The 20,509-nt window shown below is 65.9% G+C and carries 17 protein-coding genes; 6 read left to right on the forward strand and 11 right to left on the reverse strand.

Going from position 1 to position 20,509, the window contains the following annotated elements; all coding sequences use genetic code 11:
- Nucleotides 1-65: 65 nt before the first annotated feature.
- From DEJ11_RS17780 to DEJ11_RS17815, 8 genes are all read right to left on the reverse strand, one after another.
- The gene (locus tag DEJ11_RS17780) at nt 66-1,010 is read right to left on the reverse strand and encodes a hypothetical protein (RefSeq protein ID WP_111102722.1); all 945 of its coding nucleotides are present in this window, start codon (nt 1,008-1,010) and stop codon (nt 66-68) included.
- A gap of 74 nt (nt 1,011-1,084) precedes the next feature.
- Nucleotides 1,085-2,818 carry an AIPR family protein gene (locus tag DEJ11_RS17785; RefSeq protein ID WP_111102723.1) on the reverse strand — a complete coding sequence of 578 codons (1,734 nt, stop codon included), beginning with the start codon at nt 2,816-2,818 and terminating at the stop codon, nt 1,085-1,087.
- 328 nt (nt 2,819-3,146) lie between these two features.
- On the reverse strand, nt 3,147-5,102 hold the full coding sequence (locus DEJ11_RS17790; RefSeq protein WP_111102725.1) for a TniQ family protein: 1,956 nt from the start codon (nt 5,100-5,102) through the stop codon (nt 3,147-3,149).
- Entirely contained in the window at nt 5,099-6,196 is a 1,098-nt protein-coding gene (locus DEJ11_RS17795) for an ATP-binding protein (RefSeq protein ID WP_146250006.1), read from the reverse strand. The genes DEJ11_RS17790 and DEJ11_RS17795 overlap by 4 nt, the downstream gene beginning before the upstream one ends.
- Before the next feature lie 20 nt (nt 6,197-6,216).
- A complete protein-coding gene (locus DEJ11_RS17800; RefSeq protein ID WP_146250007.1) occupies nt 6,217-8,382 on the reverse strand; it encodes a Mu transposase C-terminal domain-containing protein in 2,166 nt (721 codons plus the stop codon).
- An 11-nt stretch (nt 8,383-8,393) separates the two neighbouring features.
- A complete protein-coding gene (locus tag DEJ11_RS17805) occupies nt 8,394-9,323 on the reverse strand; it encodes a TnsA-like heteromeric transposase endonuclease subunit (RefSeq protein WP_111102728.1) in 930 nt (309 codons plus the stop codon).
- A 206-nt stretch (nt 9,324-9,529) separates the two neighbouring features.
- On the reverse strand, nt 9,530-9,784 hold the full coding sequence (locus tag DEJ11_RS17810) for a hypothetical protein (protein ID WP_111102730.1): 255 nt from the start codon (nt 9,782-9,784) through the stop codon (nt 9,530-9,532).
- 266 nt (nt 9,785-10,050) lie between these two features.
- Nucleotides 10,051-11,082, reverse strand: a complete 1,032-nt coding sequence (locus tag DEJ11_RS17815) for a hypothetical protein (protein ID WP_111102731.1) — start codon at nt 11,080-11,082, stop codon at nt 10,051-10,053.
- Between the two features lie 313 nt (nt 11,083-11,395).
- Between DEJ11_RS17815 and DEJ11_RS17820 the strand changes: the two genes are divergently transcribed.
- The 5 genes from DEJ11_RS17820 to DEJ11_RS17840 are packed head-to-tail and all read left to right on the forward strand — an operon-like array spanning nt 11,396 to nt 15,355.
- The gene (locus DEJ11_RS17820; RefSeq protein ID WP_146250008.1) at nt 11,396-12,316 is read left to right on the forward strand and encodes a hypothetical protein; all 921 of its coding nucleotides are present in this window, start codon (nt 11,396-11,398) and stop codon (nt 12,314-12,316) included.
- Nucleotides 12,280-12,879, forward strand: coding sequence for a hypothetical protein (locus tag DEJ11_RS17825; protein WP_146250009.1), 600 nt, complete (start codon nt 12,280-12,282; stop codon nt 12,877-12,879). The genes DEJ11_RS17820 and DEJ11_RS17825 overlap by 37 nt, the downstream gene beginning before the upstream one ends.
- A gap of 46 nt (nt 12,880-12,925) precedes the next feature.
- Nucleotides 12,926-14,047, forward strand: coding sequence for a metallophosphoesterase family protein (locus tag DEJ11_RS17830; protein WP_181440769.1), 1,122 nt, complete (start codon nt 12,926-12,928; stop codon nt 14,045-14,047).
- Nucleotides 14,040-14,918 carry a type II toxin-antitoxin system Phd/YefM family antitoxin gene (locus tag DEJ11_RS17835; RefSeq protein ID WP_111102736.1) on the forward strand — a complete coding sequence of 293 codons (879 nt, stop codon included), beginning with the start codon at nt 14,040-14,042 and terminating at the stop codon, nt 14,916-14,918. The genes DEJ11_RS17830 and DEJ11_RS17835 overlap by 8 nt, the downstream gene beginning before the upstream one ends.
- Complete coding sequence (locus tag DEJ11_RS17840) at nt 14,915-15,355, forward strand: hypothetical protein (protein ID WP_111102737.1); 441 nt, start codon at nt 14,915-14,917, stop codon at nt 15,353-15,355. The genes DEJ11_RS17835 and DEJ11_RS17840 overlap by 4 nt, the downstream gene beginning before the upstream one ends.
- 432 nt (nt 15,356-15,787) lie before the next feature.
- Here the strand turns inward: DEJ11_RS17840 and DEJ11_RS17845 are convergent, their stop codons facing one another.
- Nucleotides 15,788-16,519: a hypothetical protein gene (locus DEJ11_RS17845; RefSeq protein ID WP_258375278.1), complete on the reverse strand. Its 732-nt coding sequence runs from the start codon at nt 16,517-16,519 to the stop codon at nt 15,788-15,790.
- Nucleotides 16,506-18,164, reverse strand: coding sequence for an N-6 DNA methylase (locus tag DEJ11_RS17850; RefSeq protein ID WP_111102738.1), 1,659 nt, complete (start codon nt 18,162-18,164; stop codon nt 16,506-16,508). Before DEJ11_RS17850 ends, DEJ11_RS17845 begins: the two co-directional genes overlap by 14 nt.
- A 570-nt stretch (nt 18,165-18,734) precedes the next feature.
- Between DEJ11_RS17850 and DEJ11_RS17855 the strand changes: the two genes are divergently transcribed.
- Nucleotides 18,735-18,917: a hypothetical protein gene (locus DEJ11_RS17855; RefSeq protein ID WP_111102739.1), complete on the forward strand. Its 183-nt coding sequence runs from the start codon at nt 18,735-18,737 to the stop codon at nt 18,915-18,917.
- Nucleotides 18,918-19,391: 474 nt separating this feature from the next.
- Here the strand turns inward: DEJ11_RS17855 and DEJ11_RS17860 are convergent, their stop codons facing one another.
- Nucleotides 19,392-20,468, reverse strand: coding sequence for a DUF3039 domain-containing protein (locus DEJ11_RS17860; protein WP_111102740.1), 1,077 nt, complete (start codon nt 20,466-20,468; stop codon nt 19,392-19,394).
- Between the last annotated feature and the right edge of the window lie 41 nt (nt 20,469-20,509).

Below are 20,509 nucleotides of genomic sequence, written 5' to 3' on the forward strand. Positions count from 1 at the left end.
CGGGACAATGCGAGCGCTTTCATGGCTAGGTCGATGCGTCGTGGCCGCGGAGCCAACCGCCGACATCAGCTGCTCGCCACCGCCAACAGCGCTCGAAGTCGCCGCTGCTCGTCTCGGACCGCGCGCGATCGCCTGATCAGGAAGTCTGCGCGAATCGCATCCACCGCCGCTCGAATGCTCCACCGAGTCGACCGCGGAGTCGCGACCGCGACGAGCATCGATGTGATGTATGCCGAGGCCACGACCAGAGCGGCTCCTGTCGGAAGTGACCGTGACACGGCGAGGCCCACTGTCGGAGCGGAGGCAGCCACGAGGTAGACGCACGCCGGCACAATCCCTCCCCATGAACGCTTGGGCGCGTCGCGAAGGTAGGCGCACAGGACGGCCTGCACGCCGCCAGCGGCTGCCGACGGCGCCGCCAACGCGAGTGAAGCCACCACCCACGGCACGCTCGTACCCGCCCACACGGCGAGACCCACCGAGACCGCCACCGAGAACAGCGCCACGAAGGATGCCGCTCGGAGCAGGAGACGGATCGGACGCGGACGCAATGCCGACATCGGCAGAGCGTCCATCGACGAGTACAGGTCGTCGAGGGTGTGGCTTAGAACACGGAGCTGCTGCTCCGGCGTCCCGAACACGACCGTCCCGACCCAAAGCGCCGCGATGACGAGGAGCGTCACCGAGACGACGACCGCCCACGCGTGAGCACGTCCGCTGCCGCTGAGCACGAGCCCCGCGTCAGCGACCCCGATTCCCGCGACGACCCAACACATGACGGCCAAACGGCGGCGATTGACGTCCGCCTGAGCCGCGGCGACGATCGTGAAGCTCTGTCCAGCGGTCACTGCCAGCACGGCCAGGACGATCCCGAACAGCAATGGAATCAGCCACGACGAGTCCGCCGCCGCGGCAACGCTGACCGCGTTCACGGTGACACCGAGGTGTTCACGATCCGAGCTTATTGTCACGGCGGCCACGACGAACCCGCCGCAGATCATGGCGGTCATGGCACCGATGACGGCGCCAGCGCGCAGAGCAAGCCCGGCACCGGCAGGCGCGGATGTGACCGCGTTTTGCGAGGTCATTTCCCGCTGAGCGCCGTGAAGAACGCTGTCTTCAGCGCTTTGCCCTTGAACACCTGGTCCCTGGTCGACTCCGGGTTCTCCGCCTGGTACGTGTCGTACACGGTCTTGAGGGAGGTCAGAACGGACGCGAAGCGGGCTGTGTTGAGTGCGTCAGGCATCCGCCGGTGGTTCTTGTCCCACCGGATCTTGTCCGCCGCGTACGCCTTCAAGGTCTTCATCACGTAGCCGACGGCGACGTAGAAGCGCGCGTTCGTGAAGTCGTCGAAGATCGCTGTCGCGTCCCCCGACCGCAGGTACGCGTCCGCCTGCGCCATCACCTTCACCACAGCGAGGTAGGAGTCACGGTCGACGCCGTCGCCGAAGATCGTCGTGTAGAGCTTGTCGTCGTTGAGGACGCTCTGCGGACGTGCGCGGGCGTCATCCGGCCTCGCGAGCGCGATCGCGATCATGTACTGCGACAGTTCGGTCATCGCGATGATCCGGCCGCCGTGCTTCCCCGTCCCGCGGTACTGGTGCTTCCGGCGTTCGTAGTACCAGCCCTGGGTCTCGAAGTACGCCTCGATGTCTCGGTGTTGCTTCTCGGTGGCGTGCAGTTGGGCGGGCTGGATGCTGTTCTGCCGGTTCGTCGACGCAATGACCCCGTCCCGGACCGCCTCGTCCGCGCTTGTGATGATGCGAACGAGCAGGCCCTGATCCAGCCGCTCGTCCGACACATCGCCAGCACGGTCCGCCTCATGGAGCACGTTCGAGGTCTGCAACCCGTTCACGACGAGGGGGTTCGTCAGCGACACGGACAGAGGGGGTGCGTCCTGGGCTGCGTCGCAAAGCACCGTAACGCCGTTGTTCAGCCACCAGAACGTGGGACCGTCCTCGGTGGTGAGGGTTCCACGGATCGCGGCGTTGACCTGCACCTTGGATCCTGCGTAGTCGCGGACGTTTGACTCAAAGATGTTCGGCCGAAGCTCCTGCCCGTCCTCTTGACGGATGAAGGTCAAGTAGTCGCGCAGTGTGACCAGACCGACGAAGGACTTGTCGTCGCGGATGAATGGGCCGTTGAACTTTAACGTCGAGGTGGTCGCCGGCGTCGTGGCGATGATCTCGCACATCGCTTTCGCTCCGAGGAGTCGCACCTCGACGGTCGCGTTCGCAGGCAGCAGCTTCTTCACCGCGTCCTCGAGCGACTTGCGTTTCGATTCAGCGTCGTGGTTGTCGACGAGGTTCTCGTCCGGACCATTGGTGGAGTAGTAGATGTGGAAACGGAACCGAGCGAACTTCGTGAGCGTGTTCTCGTAGAGGCGCCGGAAGATCCCCGTCCGCTCGATCGTGGCGCTGTTGAGCGTCAGTTCCAACGCCTTCTCATCGGAGTCGAACGGGATCGTCTTCTCCAGAGTGTGGCGCATCCGTGTCAGCGGATCGCTCTGCCACGATCCGGTCCACTTCGACTGGATCACGACGACGTCGACGGTCGCGTTCTGGGCGAGCGACTGCAGGGCCTTCTTGTCGCCGAGAACCAGGGGACTGTCGATGTCGAGCACTTCAGACTCGTTGATCACCACGTAAAAACCATCGATGCCGCCGTCATGGCTGCCGCCGATGATGCCCTTCTTGACCTCACCCGCGCTCAGGCCGAACTGCTTCGTGAGTTCCTGCCCGCAGAAGTGTTCAAACGCGTCGCCCAGCGGCTCGTCCGACATCTCTTGCGCCCGGTAGGCGTCGAACGCGCTCTGCAAGACCGCTTGGTCGGGTGTCTGAGACTGGGGCACTGCACGCTCCGCTTCGAGGCCGGTATCGATGGGTCCGAACGATGATGACGACCTCACTTGAGCGTAATGTAGTTGGTTGTTCGCCTCATTCTCGGGTTAGTCGCAGCCGTGGAGTCTGGATCGCCTCGCAGGGGAACGGCCGTCGCGAACTGCCCTCCCAGCACGAGAAGTCCCGCGGCGAGCCCCATGACCGTCTTCTCGTTCCCCTCATTCACTGTGCGACGGGCCGCACCGCGGTCACCCATCGGGAGAGTGGAGTTCGTTGTGCGAGCAGCTAAGCAACTTTATCTTCCGTTCATCGCGAGGGGGTGTTGGCCGGCTGGGGCTGCAGGTGGCTCTCCGTTCGCTTGGTATTTCCCGGGGGCCGCGACTCGATGGCCCATTCGAGCTGCCGAGGTGAGACTCCGGCGTGACGCGCGAGGCCCGCTTTCCCGTCCACAGAGGACGAGAGGGCTGCGGTTATTTGTGCGGCCGTGGGCGGCTTGACGAAGAGTCCGTTGGGCATCCGGGGCGGAGTCGGCGACCACACCACGGGCTCGTTCACGCCATGGCTGAGGAGAAAGGACCGCAGATAGAGGTTCAGGTGCTGTTGCAGCTCTTTGGTGATGCGGAGCCGGAAGGACGCGTAGTCATGGCCGTCGGCTCGATTCCGCGCGCTCGCTAAGGCAGGCGGCGCGTTGTCGAGTGTGGTGCCGGTGAGGCGCTGGAACGCGTAGCGGCGCGCGTGGAGGAGGCGGCGTGCTCCACCGATCCGCACACCAGATGCATTCGCGATCGCTACCCAATCGTCCATCGGGAGGAGGCCATCGAAGGGCAACTGGACGCGTCGATGGTAATCGACGGGGCACCCTTCATCGTCAAGCTGCCGTGCTACGGCGCCGACAGCTTGTAGCAGCGCGTCGGTCTGTTGCGGTGTCCCGAGCATGCTCGGGCGCAACGCTCGTTTGAGGGCGCTGTCGTTGGCGACTTCGGCAGCACTCCCGGCGCCGGTCAACCGAATTGCAACGCTCAACCCGCGTTGCAGGGCTGGCCCGGTCACCGCGCCGCCGACGTCGAGCCGTTCCGCGATCTCTGGCCAGCACAGATCCGGGACTCCGCGGAGCCTTCGTGCAGCGATGTGCGGCCCTGGCACGCTTGTCGCGGGGGCGGTGGTGTCGTGGAGAACCCGCTGGCCGACACTGAAGTCCTGGTCGAGCGCTCGGAGCACGTGACGGCGAAGCGTCGGTGGCGCGCCCGGCCAGCGCGCGAGCAGCTCCCGCACACTTCCGGGGCCGTGTCCGGCGCCGCGGGGGACGTGAGAAGGTGCGCGGCTGAACGTCACCGTACGGATGATTGGGGCCGCGGCCTCAGGTGGCATCTGCGTCAGATGGAACGCGGCGCCCGTGAGAGCCGCCATGGCGACGGCGTTCCGTGGGGGTGTCGCGCCGGCGTGTGCTTCATGATCCAGCATGCCGCTGAGGAGATCGCGTGGCACGCCGGCGAGGTCGGCGACGAGTTCGGGAAGCTCGGCTGCGCGGAGGGCGACGGCTGCTGCTTGGAGCGACCGGATCAGATCCCAGGCCGACCCGTCGCGAGTGGCGAGGATGATTGATGCTTGCGCGATCGCCGGCCATGCGGTGATGGGGAGCAGGGTCTGGTCCCATGTGTCTGGGAGCCAACCACCGCAGACGTCTCGGCTGGGTTTGCCGTCTCTGTCGCGAAGCGGCGTTTGGCAGGTCGAGGGGTCGAAGAGCCGTTGGGTCCGGTCGCGTGTTTCAGTGAGCGGTCGGGTGCAGTGCGGGCAGTTGTCGAGGAGTATGCGCTTGTGGATCAGGCAGAAGAACGTCCAAGGGCTGCGCCAGGCGAGGTTGAACACGCCGGGGCGCTCGCGGAGGCAGTCGGGGCAGTAGCGGGTTCCTGCGCGCCAGGACCATGGACCGCGGGAGGAGACGTTGGTCGTGCCGGAGGCTGTTTGGCCGGTTAGGTTGACGAGTTGCCCGTCGAGAGCGCGCATGGTGGCAGCGTCGAGGGCTGCCGGCGAGATGCCAGTCGCTTCGGCGATGTTGGCACGCACTGCGGCCGGCAGTCCGACTGTGAGGCTCCGCACCAGTGCGGGCGGCACGGTCTCCAGGCCGAACGCTCGGAACAGCGCCCACCGGGACGCGCCGAACGTTTCCCAGCTCCACCGGGTGATCGCGGTGTTCAGCCATTCGCCCCGGTGCAAGCGCAGGGTGGGTCCGAGCCTTGTCGGGGCTGTCAGTCCGTAGCTCATTTCGACGGTTCCGGAGAGTAGCCCCCTGCTTCGAACACGGCCATCCGTCCGGCCCGGCCCGCTTCCACCTCCTCCTGCAGCGGTATCAGGTCGAACACCTCTCGCGTCAGCGTTTCAGCTCCGGAGTCCATCGCACAGACAGTGGCGTCGATAACGAGTCTGGCGAGGGCGTTGAGGTATCCATTCGTGCGCGCCCACAGGTACACACCGTGGTCGTCAGCGAGCCAACCGGGCGCGGTCGGGACGTCGGAGAGCCGGATCCGCGCCTCGAATCCGTCGAGGAGGGCGAACCACTCCTCTCGCCCGGCGTCGTCGTCGATGGTCATCCGATCGATCTCAAGGGGGATCCATCTCCCGCGAGAGTTCCTGGCTCCGGCTTGCAGCTCCGCCGATCCACTGTTGTGCAGCACCCAGTCGATGTTGTTGCCGCTGAGCACCACACGAATGCCGAAGTTGCTCATCCATCTGATGATGTTGTGCACGTTCCGTCCGGTGCGTCCAGAGAAGTTGATGTGCTGGATCTCGTCGATGACGATCAGTTCGAGGCCCGATCTTGTCGCGGCTTCCTTGAAAGCGCGCAAGGGCCTCCGGTCGGCGATCCAGCCCAGCTCAGTGCAGGCGAGGTCGATCAGCTCGTTGACCGTCATCGGGCCCTCAAGGTGGATGAAGATCGCGGGCCGGAACTGCTCGAGCGACCTGGCGACGCAGTCCTCGACGTCGATCGAGCGGTTGATCGCGAGACGGCAGAGTTCGGCGGCGACGAACATCTTCGCCAGGGTCGTCTTGCCGACACCGGGTTCGCCCGAAAGCACCAGGGTGTCCTGATTGCGGTCCTCCTGATCGACCGACGATTTCGCGGCGACGCGGAGCGTGCTGAGGACGCGCTCGCCAGCGCTCGTGATCAAGGCGGGCATCGAGCGAAGGAACCGGGCGCGGGCGCGGTCATAGCGAACGCGGTCCCGTGGAGCCAGAGCGTCGATCTCCGCACGGGAACGTCGCCGCGGGTCGGGGACGTCCAGGGCGAGGATTCTGCGGACGTACCCGCGGTCCTGTGGTGCGAGCAACGCCATGGCACCTTCGTCGAACTCGATCAAGGGACTGGGCGTCAACGCGGTCACTCTGCGCCTCCGGGGAGCGTGAAACTTCGCAGAGCACGGCGCGCGGGCCCCGACTTCGTTCCTGTGGTTGGCGTGTCTGCGGCGTTCATCCCCCCTGAGCTGTCAGAACCCGCGAACGGTCGCGTCGTCGAACCGCCGATGGTCTCTGACGGCCGGGCGACGGGCAGCGCCTGCTGGGAAGATGCGGCCCGTTCTGGTGCTTCGAGTACTGGAACGCCAGCCCCCGGGCTGGTGAGCCGCGCGGCCTGGAGCACGACGAGGTCGTCGATGAGGTCGACGTGGCGCATCCGCTCCAGTCGGCCGGGTTCATCGTGGGCGCCGGCCACGACCTCGGCGATTAAACGGTCGATGTCGTTGTTGCTGAGCCGCTTGTCGGCGTACTGCTCGACCACCCAATTCGTGTGCATGATGCCGAATTGTTCGGTGTGTCGGGTGAGGTACTGCCAGTGAAGGATGTGAAGCGTGCCAGCCGAGTCGAAGCAGTAGGCCCGTCGGAGGTCGTACGGGTCGTAGTGGACGCGCAGCTTTCCGGTCCGCATGACATCGGGGTCTCCCCGCAGGGCCTTGAGGTCGCGGCTCTTGTAGTCAAGTCGCGCGGCGCGGATCCGGTTGCCGGTGCGGATGGTGCGAGCCTCGGAGGGTAGCAACTTGATCCACTCGTGCTCCCACGACACATCCGGCACCCACCCCTGCTCCGACAGCAGCAACCCCCACATCATGAAAGGGCTGAGGCGTTCGAAGGGGTCGCCTGGGACGACCAGACCGGTGTGGGTGCGGTGGTTGTAAATGTCGATGCATTGTCGGAGTCGGCGCTCATACTCCAGCGGCGTCATCCGCGCGTCCGCGGCAGGGTCCTCCCCTTGCTCGTAGACCGAACCTCCCGTGAAGCCGGGCATAAGCGCCTCGAACATGTCCTTGATGGTGCGGAACACCCTTTCGATCTGCGCCTTGTCGGTCGGTGTGTACGAACGTTGCGGTTCGTAATGGATGCCCGCCTCGGCCATGATGCCTGTGGTGTACATCGAGACGTAGGGCCGTCCATTGTCCGCGACGGCTCCCTCAGGGTTGAAGGCTTGCGAGTAGAACGGGCTGATCTCGTGGGGGCTTCCAACGCTGATCTGCTGGAGCGAGAAGTCACCAGGCGACGTCCACGTCTCCGCGAGTTCAGCGGTCTTGGGTCGGAGGACGTCAGCGACGCAGAGGCCGATGGCGAACTGTGGAGTGTCGGCCGTGACCGCCAGTCCGACGATCGCGCGGGTCGCGAGGTCGAGGGCGAGCGTGATGTCGAGCCGAGCCTTCCGTTTTGTGCGCGGATCCGTGACCCAGACATTGGATTTCGTGGTGTCGAAGAGCACCAGCTCGCCGACGCGCGTAGCCAGACGTTGCACATCGGAGATCTCGGGGACGTTCGACGCTGACACCCGGTTCTTCGCATTGGCGCCGAGGTCGGGGAACGCCGCCCGGAGCTCCGCGACCCGCTTGCGGAGGGTGGACGAGTGCGGCATCGGCAGGACGAGCTTTTCGAGCAAGCAGAACGCGAGGAAGCCCCGCACGACGGCGGCGTTGCTCACTGACGACTTCAGATTGTGCTTGTCGATGTACGCGCACAGTTCAGTGATCACCGGTTCCGGCGTCCTGTGAGTAGACGGGCGCAGCAGCCGCTTGTCGATGAGTCCGCTGCCGTTGCCGTCCCCGTAGCGTTCCCGGAGCCGCTGGAGCCGCCGCATCGCGCTCTTGTGTTTGATCCGGCCGCCGTTCCTTAGCCCGGCAGTCTGCGTCTGAGCGGCGATCTCTGCCGCGACGGCCGTCGCTCGCCGTCCGACGGGACGCTGTTCCGGATCAAGGTACGGCGGAGGTACCGCATGCGGTGGCGCGTCCGCGTGCAATCCGGTGTTCAGCACCCGCAGCAGGTCCTGGTCTCGATGTAATCGGTCGAGTGCGCTCTTGGAGAGCCTCGCTTCGACGTCGTGGAGTTTCGGAGCGTCTGGGGAGGATCTGCCGCCTCGTGCCGCGGCGGAGACCTCTCCGAACGGGACTTCGCCGAGTCGCTCACCCAACGGCGTCTTGAGCAGCACCGTCGCTCCGAGCCGGGCGATGACGACATCCTCGCCGTCCCACCGCAGTTTCGCTCCGACCCTCAGCGTATGCGTCGACTTAGCCAACGGGGCTCGACCTATGTGCGGTGGACGATGGACCGCGTTGAGAACGGCACGGTCATATCGACCGCGAGTCGACGTTCCCACAGGAGCCGCCGGACGGCGACAATCGCGACGTTCGCTGGCACCGCTTGTTCGGCGGCCGCGTTCGCGAGCTGTCGGACACTCATGCCATCACGGTGAGCGGCCAGCAACGTTGGGGCGGTGTGCGTGAACAGCGAGTCGGGGACGAACGCGCCGGCAAAGTTCGCGAGGTTCTCCAACGCCGTGGGGTCCGAGCCCGTCCAGACGACGTGGCGGACTCCTGCCTGAGCCAACAACCGGGACACCGCCGCGTGCCGCTCGATCGTCTCGGGGCGCTCCGCGTCGTCAGGGCGTTTCACGTCGACGACCAGAACAGACCCGTCGGCTCCGATGAGAGCGAAGTCCGGCGTGTGCAGTCGAACCGCCGAGTCTGCCGGGAATTCAAGCGTGAAGGGCTGCGCGGCGACGTGGACAACGCCTGGGTGCCAGTCCGCGATGAGCACGAGCTTCGACTCAAGTTGCGACTCACACATCACCAGATCTCGGACGGTCCGGCTGTAAAACGCGATCGGCTTGTTCAGCTGCCGTGGGCGACGGGAGTAGTCCCGGGTGGGGTGGCAGAGCACAAGATCCCGCAGCGTGAGCGACGAAAGGGTGCGCTCGTAGCCGGAGCGGCCATTAGCGGTGAGGAGGAAGCGTGCTCCGCGGTCTCCCTCACGTCGCTCCGGGAACACAATCCGCCGCGGCCCTCTCACGGGACGGGACAGGCGTGCGCGCTGCCCCGGTCGCAGCCGGGATGACGCCCGCAGGTCCTCGAGCGCGTCCCAGAGGTCCGACAACATCCGCGGTTGAGGCTCGGCGAGCCGTGAGCTTGACGGATTCCACTCACGGAATACGGGCTCATCCCAGCGCGCAGCGATCATCAGGGGCCTCCTCGGTCGTGAACGGCCTCAGAGTCGCACGGCGCGCGGCGTCGCAACGACCGCTGGACGTCCCCCACCGGCACGTCCACATATACCGGTATGGGGTACCGCTATGGGCCCCTGCTGTCGAATCGCTCAACCTATGGCATGCGTTCACGGGACGCCGCCCTATCGAACCGTGACAGACGACTGCGGATCCGGTGGGGTTAACCGCGGAGGTGGTTTCTCGGTGAACGCTCAGCGTCTCGGGACACTCGGGCGGCTTCGAGCCACCGCTCGACCGCGTCCGCCGACTGGCCCACCGCTTCGGCGAGCAATGGCACGGGTACCCCGGTCTCGTGCGCGTACAGGGCTTCGCGCGCTCGCGCGCCCTCCAGTTCCAAAATCTCCCGGTGCGCGTCGTCGACGTGTCGCGACGTCGCCGCGACCTGCCGCAGGAGGCGTTCTTCGTTCGAGTTCACAGCGGATGCTCCTCGTCCAGCTGGTTGTCATGGCCTCGGACGTCATGACAAAATAACCAGCAAGGATCCCCATCCGCTCCGAAATATCAGTGACAAAGGGAAGACGGGCTAGGTCTTCTCGGTGCGCCGCCGACGTGCTCGGTTCACTAGCAACGCACGACTTCGTTGACGTGCTCGCCGGTCGCGGCGACTCACCTGACGGGAAGCCTCGTCGCGCGTTCTGGCGTGCTGTTCTGGCTCGATCAGGGTAGCGCTGCTTCGTCGCTTCACCCAGCCCCGAACGCCGACATCGCCGCGTGACGCAAAGTGGCCACGTGAGCGAACTCTCCTCGCCCCTGCAGTTCGCAGGCCGAGACGATCGGGTCGACAGTCAAGGGACCAGCAGCTCCGGAGGGGCGCCATGAGCGCGCCGTGGCCGCGAGCGTCGGATCCTGGACGACTCGAATCTCCAGCGAGGCGTCGGCGGCGTCGCTGGGTTCGAATTGACTGTTTCCGGGTGGAGCGTTCACCGCGGCCAGCAACACCAAAGCGGGCGAGAGTGGTGTCGGTTCCGGGGAGCGTTCTGGCAGGAGGAGTGCGACGGTCTCACCGGCCCGGTACCGACTCAGTTCCGTGGCCGCGATCGCCGCCTGCTCCAGAAGCCCCAGGCTCCTCCCAGCACGCGGCCGCCAGTACGCACCCCCGCCGTTCGTGTCATGTTGCAGAAGCGCAGCGTGGTGAGCCAAGCATTCCGCCCACACAAGCTCGGGGTCGCCTGCGACGAAGCCCCGGCCAACGCGCTCTACGCCGGGGAGCCCCTGCTCAACCAGGTACTGCCAGGCCGCGGGCTGTGAGACGCCAGCTTCCCTCGCGAGCGTGGTTGGAGTGCGGGGTTCCGTCGTTCTCAGGAGCGCCCGTTGCAACGCCCATCGGCCGCGCGGCAACCGCCCACGCGAAGTCAGCTTTTTCTGGTGGTCCCTGTTGAAGACGACCAAGTCCCGCTGGTCCACGGCCACCGCGGCCACCGCGGAGTCGTAACGGGCTCGCTCCCGAAGACTCTTGCTGATTCGGGCGGTCACGTAGAGCACGCCCACCGGTTGGCGCAGCTCACCGCCGACGGACACAACGGGGCGAGCGCGAGCAAGCGCAGCGACCTCCGCGTCGACGCGCGCTGGCGATGGAGGGCGCTGCGAGAAGCGGATCCGGAAGAGCACGCCCTCGCCCCTTCGCCGCACATCCCAGTGCATCGGATCCTGGGGCACAACCGGGATCGCCTCAGCGCGCATCAGACGCAGCACCTCAGCGAGGTCATCCCACATGGACGAAAACTATAACCACTGCGCTCAAATGACGCGAACTTATAGCCTCTTGAAGACGGGTTCGCCAGCGCCGTGTCGAGCGCGCCCATCGGCTCCAGTGCCGCTCCCATCAGGTGTTGTGACATATACCAGCCAAGGACGTACTGTTCCGCGGCGTACAAGATCGCGGACGGCGGCCGACGTTTACGGCTGGACGCGATCAGAGCGCCTGCGTAACTTCCCTACACGACGACGGTTCGGTGCCGTCGACGCGATCTGGTCTCGCGCCCTCGACGGGGCGCTGTTTCTGCGTGCCCGCAGAGAGGTGGTCAAGGTGAATCTGACACGTATCGAATCGTTTCCGGACCTGACCGTCCTTCCGGGATTCGCTCCCGCTGTCGTGTCCAGGATCGGCCCGACTCCACCTGGCAGCGCGGCCTCGCACCCTCCCGTCCTCGGCTCGTATATCGCCGGCGTGTTAGCGACGGGCACGTTCTCCACGCCACCTCGCGTGGTGGTCGCGGACCCCGAACGGATCGTTCCGCGTCTGGCCCCGCCGGAGTGGCTCACCGACCTCGCGGCCGACGACCGCGGACCGTTGGCCCTGGTGAACGGCGACGGAGCCGCGGCAGATGCGTGGACGAACATCACACCGTTCCTTCGAGGCGCAGAGGACGGCGTCCGTCTCCTGGTCGCGTCCGCAACGCCGGGTCACGCTCTTGATATCGACCCGATTCCGACCACCGACGCCGATGTCAGGGCGTGGTTTCCATCCCACGCGGCGAGGAACTGCTTCCTCAACACCGTGGCCTGGCGCGCCTGGTGCACCGTCGCCGATCTACCCGCCCCGAGACCAGCGGTCAATGAGCACTTCGTGCGGCGCGTGAATGAGCTGCTCGCGAACACAGTCCGAGCGACCGGCGTCGACGGCCTCCTCGACGCTGACCAGCTCTCCGCCGAACGCCTGATCCACCACGCCGCGCAAGGCCTCGTGACGGTCGGGGCCCGGATCATTTGCTGCGGGGCGGAGAAAGACATCGCCGCGCACGGCCCACTGTTCCGTCGCTACCTCGGCCCGGCGTGGCCGACGCTGCACGACGCCGTCAGCACGATCAGGGTGGACGCCCTCGATGATCTCAAGGCGTGCCGGGCGGCCCTGGACGCCCTCGCGGGATGTGTCCAGAAGGTCGTCGCATCGCTCGGTTGGGGGTGGGGGCAATGGAACGGCAAGTCACGACTAGTGCCGCGCCGCTGACCGGCGACGACAGCGATTCCGACCTCGCGGTCGCACAGCTCGCACGCATCCGAACGTTGGTCCGACGGCGACGTCTTCCAGCAAGCGTGATTTACGGAGCGCTCCTTGACGCGCTCGAGGAGCTGACCTTCGATCCCCCGGCCATCACCCGCCCCGCACCACACGACCCGGTCGCACATCGCGTCGCCGTTCACACCCGTGAGGTGCTTCGGACCCTCACCGTCCGGGAAGCGGCGCAAAGACTCCACACGACCGCCGCGGACATCCGCGACGCGATCGACGACCAACAGCTCGTCGCGCACCTCATTCACGGCGAAGACCGCCTCCAGCGCTGGCAATTCGCCGACACCCGGACAGGGGTCTTACCGCATACGGCTCAGATCGCGCGCGCGGTGGCCCAGCGGCACATCGGCCCACTCAAGCTAGATGACCACATGGCCACGCCACAGACCCATCTCGTCGCCATGGGCGAGCTGACCCCCATCACCTGGCTCGCCCGCTTCCGCCCAGCAGCGGTAATCGAAGGCCTGGAGCGGATTTCCTCGGAAGGACGACGTGGATGACTGACCCAGTGTCAAGCTGCACCCTCCCCACCGGCGGACGATGCGCTTGGAAGATGACCGAACGACTCAGCTCGCGCCGTCGGCGACGCACCGCACGTACGGTGACGCGCTTCATGACATCCTTCGGCTCGCCGGTGATCGATCACCCCGGTCCCGCGAGGCGCACACTCCCAGCCGACCGGGCCAGCGACAGGTCCTGCGTTCGCTCCAGTCCGACCACGCCGACCTCGGCCGTGAACGCGAAATGACGCTCCGTGGCCGCTCGGTGATCTCGCTCACATCGGCCGAGCGCGATGTCTGGCCAACGCCTGACGGGCAGGCAGGATCGCAATGGTCGGATCCCACCGATCGTCGGATCGCGTTACTCGGCGACGTCGAAAGCCACATTTGGGCGTTGCGACGCCGGTTCCGGCAGATAGCCGACGTCTCACCCGATGTTCGAACGATCGTGCAGCTCGGCGACCTGCGCTACTCCAGTCCGACGCGCGTGGGCAAGAAGGTCTGGCGTCGGGGAGCTGAACTCGTCGCAGAGGTGGACGCGATGTGCCGAACGACGGGCGTCGATCGTTTCCTCCTCGTTCCCGGCAACCATGACTGGCCGCAACGGCTGGCACAGGAGTTCTCAGCGCACCCGGAGAGGCCATTCCGCCTGGGTGAACGCGTGTGGACGATGCCTCGAGGGTTTCGGTTCAACCTGGCTGACGTCCGATGCATGAGCTTCGGGGGAGCGGCGTCGGTGGCCCGTTCGACGTTCCGCCCTGATTGGCACCCGTCAGAGCTTCCCTCCGAAGACGAATACCGTGCTGCCGCGGCCGGCCCGCCGGTCGACGTCCTGTTCACCCACGAAGCGGTGGACGCGGGTGTCCCGAGCGTCGAGGACGCTATCGCGAGCCCAGCGCCCAAGGGCACCGAGGCCTTTGAGATCGAGCAGTCTCGCTGGTCCCGATCCTGGACCACCTGGCTCGCTCGTTCCGTCCAAGCCAAGCGCGTCTTCCATGGACACATGCACGTGTACGGGCACGGCCGCCTGTCCGATACGCAGCGGGTGATCAGTCTCGCGCCCAACTACGCCCGCTACGGCGGTGGCGGCCTTCTCGATCTTCGCACCCTGGAGTTCACGCTGATGCCGGACCAATCCGAATACTCCGACACGGATTTCGATGTCTGAGCCGGAGGCGGCGAAGCGCGGCCAGCACAGCCCCGGCGCGGTCATGCCCTCCCGCTCGGACGCGAACCTCGTTCACGCTGTCGCACGGAAGCTCGGCGTGACGCCCGAGCAGTTCCTCCTCACGTCTGCGGTGGCCGCAGCGGAGAAGGTCGTCGCCGCTGATATCGCCGACAGGCGTTGGCGCCGGAAGGTAACGAACCGCCGTCTCACCTTCGTCTCGGACCGGCAGCTCCAGGATCGATTCGGGCGTCTGCTCAAGCGGGCACGCGACGGCGAGGAGATCGTCATCGTGCTACATGGCCGGCCCATCGCGCGACTCGCGGGGTGTGACGGTCAGCTTGCCATTCCTGACCGTCGTACTCGCCGGCCCCGACGCACGTCGCAGCGTGATGAAGAACAAGGCGACGAACGCGCCGCACGTTCGGGGAGCGACGGTCTGGAGGCCGTTTTGGAGCTTGCGCGTGCTAGCCAGGCCGTCGCCGACGGCGCACTCGATCGCGCTCACGACGAAACGATGGCGGCGCTGATCGCTGGTTCGCTCAGCGACGAGGAGACCAGCCGGCTGCTGCGGCAACCCGTGGACGCGGTCCGACAGGCGGCCCGCGTCGGCCGCTTGTACGCCTTCACGATTGGCGGACAAGCGCACTTTCCACGCTGGCAGTTCGACGGCCGGGCAGTCCTGCCGTGGCTGAACGTCATCGTCGCCGCTGCCGGCGGTCCGGCAGCAGTAGCCATGCTTCAAACGTTCATGACGACGCAGTCCGATCAACTCATGGCAGACGACCACGCTCAAACGCCCCGCGACTGGCTTCGCTCCGGACGGAGCGTGGCCCCGATAATCGCACTCCTGGAAGGACGAAAGCACACATGACCGACGCACCTGAGGGGCAGCCGCCGCTTCTCGCCCACACGACCTTCAACGATGCGGTCTTTCCCGTCACCGTCAACGAGCCCATCGACGGAGCCGACGTGACTGAAGCCACTCTCTCGCCCGAGCCGGTATGGCTTCCAACGATGGGCCTCCCCACAACCGTCGTTCGTGTCGCCCTCAGTTGCACGCCTATGCGTGCGGCCCAACTGCTCGGAGCAAGAATCGAATTGGACGTGAAAGCAGAACTGACTGACGCGTTCTCCGGCGCAGCCGTCTACCCGAGAAGCCTCGAGACGGTTCAACCGACCTCGGTCGGTCCCGGCACATTGCAGGTCGAGACGCGCCTCCCCATGTCCCCATTCGTATTCAGCGACCCCCGCAAGCTTGAACTCAGTCTGCGTGCGCAAACCTCGACAGACCACAACGATGCGTCGTGAGCTGGCATTCGCCTCGGCTGCGATGTCTAGTCACGGCGCACCCGTGCTGGGGGAGTACTCCCGTGCCTCGATCGGACGCCGCCGCGGAGAACATCAGCCCGCATAACATGCCGTCTGACTGGTTCGGCCGATTGACCGATCGCAGCACAGCCAAGCTCCGCGCCTCTCCGCTCCGATACCCCTCCGCGACCCGCGCGAGAGTCGCGCGGGTCGTGTCCGCTCAATATGGGGGCGTCGTTGGGACAGAGTCACGGGCCGCTCGGATGTCTCAACTACCCCAGCGGTGGATGGTTCGGTAGCACTGGTCAGCTGTCGTCTACAGCGGTTTCGATGCCATCAGGAGATGGCTACAGGCGGTCGCACCGGATCAGACTGTCGGCTTTTCGCGAAGACGGCGATCCCCTCAGCCTCGTGAGCGGTCCTAGAGGCGGGTCATGCCTTGCTGACGTGTCCGTCAAGCCCTTCGTAGAGATCGAAGTTTCGCTCACCGATCAAGGCGACAAGGGTGTCGAAAGCCTCGGACAGTGGAACCTCGGTGGAGAGATCGTTCGCTTCGAACGCACGTACAGAGGGCGCAGTGTCGTTGAGGTCGGCCAGGAGAACGTAGAACTTCTCGTATTGCTCGTCGCGCCCTGAGGGATCCTGACGGCCGGTGAACAGTCGCAGCCGCGGGCCGGAGTTCAGGAACGTCGACTTGCGTCGTCCAGTGCCGTCGCTCTCGGCGCCGACGTCGAAGATGAGCAACGCGGCTAGTACGGCGTAGGGGAAGCGGCGATGCAGGGTGACCGCTTCATTGAGGAGGTCCGCTCGGCGGTTGGTGAGATTCTTTTGGAAGTTCAGCGTCGTGCCGTCGCGGAAGAGAATTGTCTTGACGCTGACAGCGAGGATCAGCCCCGACTCCTCGGTAGCCCAGGTGACGTCAACTTTCTTGGCTCCGATGCCGCCTGCGAGTCGTCGCTCGGCGCCGCTCGTGCCAGCTTCCCCTGGGCCGGTCGGTCGAGCACCGTCCATGCCGCGTGCGCGAAGCTCTGATGAGACCGCGAGGGCGATCGCTGCGGACAGCTTCTCGTTGTAGTTCTTCTTCGTCGCCTGGGGCGCTTCATTTCCGGGCTTGGATCCGCAAGAGCGGATTGCAGCAACCAGTCGATCGTTAACCGTTACCACGTCGGCTCCTCGCTTCCCGCCTACCAGCTAGCGTCGCACGCGCGGCACGGACCTTTGCCACCTCGGATCGGCGCATGCCGAGCGCTCGAATCAGGAAAACTTCATCCACGAGCTTCGCCGCGTCCAAGACGTTTCCGCGGCGCAGCTTCCCTGCGACCTGTGGCCGGATTGCGAGCAAGTCGTCGCTCGCGGCCCCTACGGCGGCGGGCGAAGGGAGGGCCCACAAATCAGCTTCGCCGGGCTCCATCTTCAACATGCCCCCGCCGTACGCGCGACCGGTGAACTCAGCGCCGAGCATCGTGACCGAGTTCAGCGCCGCGACGGGCAGGAGTTCGCGGCCCAGTTTCTTGTGCTCAGCGGCGAGGTAGACCCCGTGGACAGAGTTGAGATGCAGGGCACCAGCGCTATTTGTCGTCAGGCGCGGAGTGTCCGCGTTCATGTAGGTCAGCATCATGTCGGCTTTGGCGACGAGGGGTACGCGCCACCAGTCCCTCCGCACCCGGCACTTGTAAGCCGTGTGGATGGCATCCGCTTCACCCTGAGCGATGTATGCGAGCGCCGCATTGGAGGGTTCGCCGGGCGGGCGGAACAGCATCGTTCTCTTCCCCGCGCGCCCAAGCTCGGTGTGAGCGCGGGTTGAGAATTCGAGTCCGCGCAGATGGCTTGATCCTGGTGGCGAGAGGCGGAGGACCTCGCGAGGAAGGAGACCGAGCTCTGCCACACGATCAGGACTGAGAGCGAAGTACTTGTTGTTGCCGGTGACCATCCCAAGCGTCGTCTCGCCCCAGGTTTTCAACGCCGTGAACGTGCCGTCGACGATCAGCTTTGCGTAGATACGAGCCGCTTCAGGACTGACTGTGGAGCCGGACCACTTTGCAGCGGGGTCGGTCGGGGTCCAAGTTGCAGCTGCCGGCAGGTCCAGGGTTAGGGCGTCGGCGTCGTTGACTTGGCGAATGCGAGCATGATCGGTGGATCCGCCGTAACCGTCGGCCAGCAGTAGTAGCGCCTCTGTCTCAGCTTCTGCAAACACCCGCTCCTCGAACAGCACGAGATCCACGCGCGCAAAGTTCTCGAACAGGAACCGCCGCACTGGGGCGGCGTAGTTCGCGTGCAGGAGCTCCGCCGGAAGCACGTAGCCGAGTCGCCCGCCGGGCTGCAGGCTGAGCGCGCCGTGCACGGTGAACGCTGCCCACGATGAGGCCAGACCGGAAAGTGCCACGCCGCCCCGAAGTGCAGCAGCGCGCGCTTTCGCGCGCGCATCACCGGCGAAGTCTTGGAACCGGATGTAGGGCGGGTTCCCGACGACGGCCGAGTGGCGGGGGGTCGCCGGCGTATCGAAGAAGTCACCGACGGTCATATCAACGCTGCCGCCAGCATCAGTGATCCGCTCAGCGCCGACGTCAGCGCTCCACTGGTGTAGCTCTACTCCGTACACGTGCGGGTCGACGGCACCGAGGCTTTGCAGTCGTGCCACCGCGTGCACCAGGAACTCCGCATCACCCGCTGACGGTTCCAGCACTGCGTCGTGGGCCGAGCGGACCGCCCAGTCCGCGACGAACGCGGCGATCTTCGGGGGTGTGAAGAACGCGCCGCGCGCCTTGCGAAGAGTGGCGCTATCGAGGGGATCACGCACGACGAGTGTCACAGCACTAGTCTGCCTTGCGCCGGTGACTTTTTCGCACAGGCATAGCGCCTCACCTGACGTCCGGACGCGCCGTGTCCGTCTCTCGATAGCCGATCTTGCTATCGGACGCACGCCTGTGCTCTCCGTCCACGTGTTGAGCCCGTTCAGTCCGCCGAGGGGGCTGAGCAGGCAACCGATGGTCTGAGGCTGCACCACCGACGTACTCTCCTAGGCCCGCGAGTAGTGCGGCCACCGCGCTCGCTCTCGCAGGTGTAGTCACAGTCTGTCCGCATGCGCGGTGAAGGCTCGGAGCAACAGCGGTCTCGCCGCGGCCGTGCTTGCCTGACCTCGCCAGCCCAGACGTCGGCGACCACGAGCGTCGGAGTGATCGCCAAGACGTCGGCTGCGAACCCAGGCGCCGGGTATTCGAGAGGCTGCGAAGGCGCGGCAGGGTCCTTCTTCGCACGAATCTCACGTCGTCCGCGAAGGTCCGCGCATAGAACGCGAGACGCTTCGAACGCTTCGAAGCACCCCCCTCCACGGACCTGGCCATCCTTCGGAGACGCACGCTCAGGCCGGAAGGCGGACACAATGTCCACACCACCCCGCACCGTCCCGCTCATCAGCATCGCGGTCGCCGCCATGGTATTCGCGCACGTCGGTCTCGTCGTCGCGATGTCCGTGTTGTCGCTCAGCCGTGACCCCTACATCGCGCAGTGCGCGCGGCAGGTGCTCGGCCTGCTGCTGGCCAATCCACCGAAGTTGACGAGCTGAGCCTGATGACCCGCGCCCTCGGTGAGCGCGCGGGTCATCAGTTCGTCTCGGTGCGCTGGCGCCACCCGCCGCCGCTGAGGACGGGGCCGTCGGGTTGCGCCTTGATCTCGAGTAACGATCGACCGCATGAACAGCGCGATCTCCGACGAGTACAACTGGATGCCGTCGTCACTCACCTAATGCAGCGTCGACCGTGCCCGCGTGATCCCCGCAGGTGCCAACCACCGAAGGTCATGCTGCGAACACCACCTGGGACGACGACGCGATCTACGAACTTCTGATCGCGAGAGTCAGCGGCTGCCGAGGTAAGCCGAGCGAGAGTACGGCTCTCAGCGCTGCGAGCTGTCGAAGTGCGCTCTCGCTTCTCGACAGTGGCCGGAATGACGCGCCGACCGTCGCCCCGTCACTATGCCCGACCCCCTGACGATCGGTCCGCACCGCAGTCCGAGCAGCCTTGACGGCCCGGGACCACGATCACGCCAACGACGCGTGTGCGGCGGCACAGGTGGGACACACGTCGAGCCCCTCGTGGTCTCGCATCGGAACGAACCAGTACCCGCAGAGCGCCGGAACCGCCACTCCGTCCACTGTGGCGTCGGTGAGCTGTTTACGCGGCGAGTAATGCGCAACTGTGCCCAGACGCAGACCCTGTGACGCCGCGGCGGTGAGGGGCTGGCCCGCCGCGACGTCGCTCGCGAGCGAGAAGACGGCGCCGTCCAGCAATGCCGAGTGCGTGATCGAGGTGTCAGCAGTGACGCTGAGCCGCCAAAGCGCGGCGTCCGGGTTCAGGATGCCGCGAGCCTTGAAGGCGACTTCCTCCGCCCATCGGACGTTCTCATGCCCGAGAGCAGTCACAGTGAGAAGGCATTCCACCATCTCGTCACCGTCGACCTCCTCGATCGCGAGGTCCAAGGAGACCTCCACGGACGCCGCTCCATCCCCCGACCGCGACGGTGCCGGAATCGTCACACTCGCTCCGCCGGCGTTGTGGTTCTTCGCCGCGTGCAGGAGTGTGAGCACCGTGACCTGCACCTGCAGCGACCAAGCGCTGAGGGCGTTGAGCTTCCCCGACGTGCGGCTGACCACTCGGTCCGCGTCCGTCGGCAGCACGGACGCCGCGCCGGCACGCTGAACCCGGTCCATGAACCGGGCGTAGAAGTCTTTCGTCCGCTCGCCGCCCGCGCGCAGGCCCGCGGCGCACAGCCACACGGACCCGGTACCGACGACTGCGTGATCGGTCGCTGCGCCTCGCCACCGATTGGTCTTCTGCTTCCACCAGTGCGGGTCCTTGAGTCCAGTGATGCTCTCGCGCGCGTCCGCATCCTCCGCGAATGCTTCGTCGAAGTGTCGGACGATTGGGTGGTCCAGGCGGTTCAGTTCCGGCAGGCACTCCAGCACCTGGGCTACATGACTGTCCGTCGCATTGCCGGATGCGACTCGCTCGGCGCGCCTGCTCAGCTCCGCGACGGCACGTTTGTGGTCGGCGACACCCCAGTCGGTGTTGAGGTCCTCGGTGAGACAGCGCAGCGTCACGCGTCGCTCTAGCGGCATGCGTTCAGCCTAAGCGAAAGGCCCGACGGCGAACCATCGGG

Origin of the sequence: Curtobacterium sp. MCLR17_058, from assembly GCF_003234705.2 — a bacterium.
Lineage (GTDB): Bacteria > Actinomycetota > Actinomycetes > Actinomycetales > Microbacteriaceae > Curtobacterium > Curtobacterium flaccumfaciens.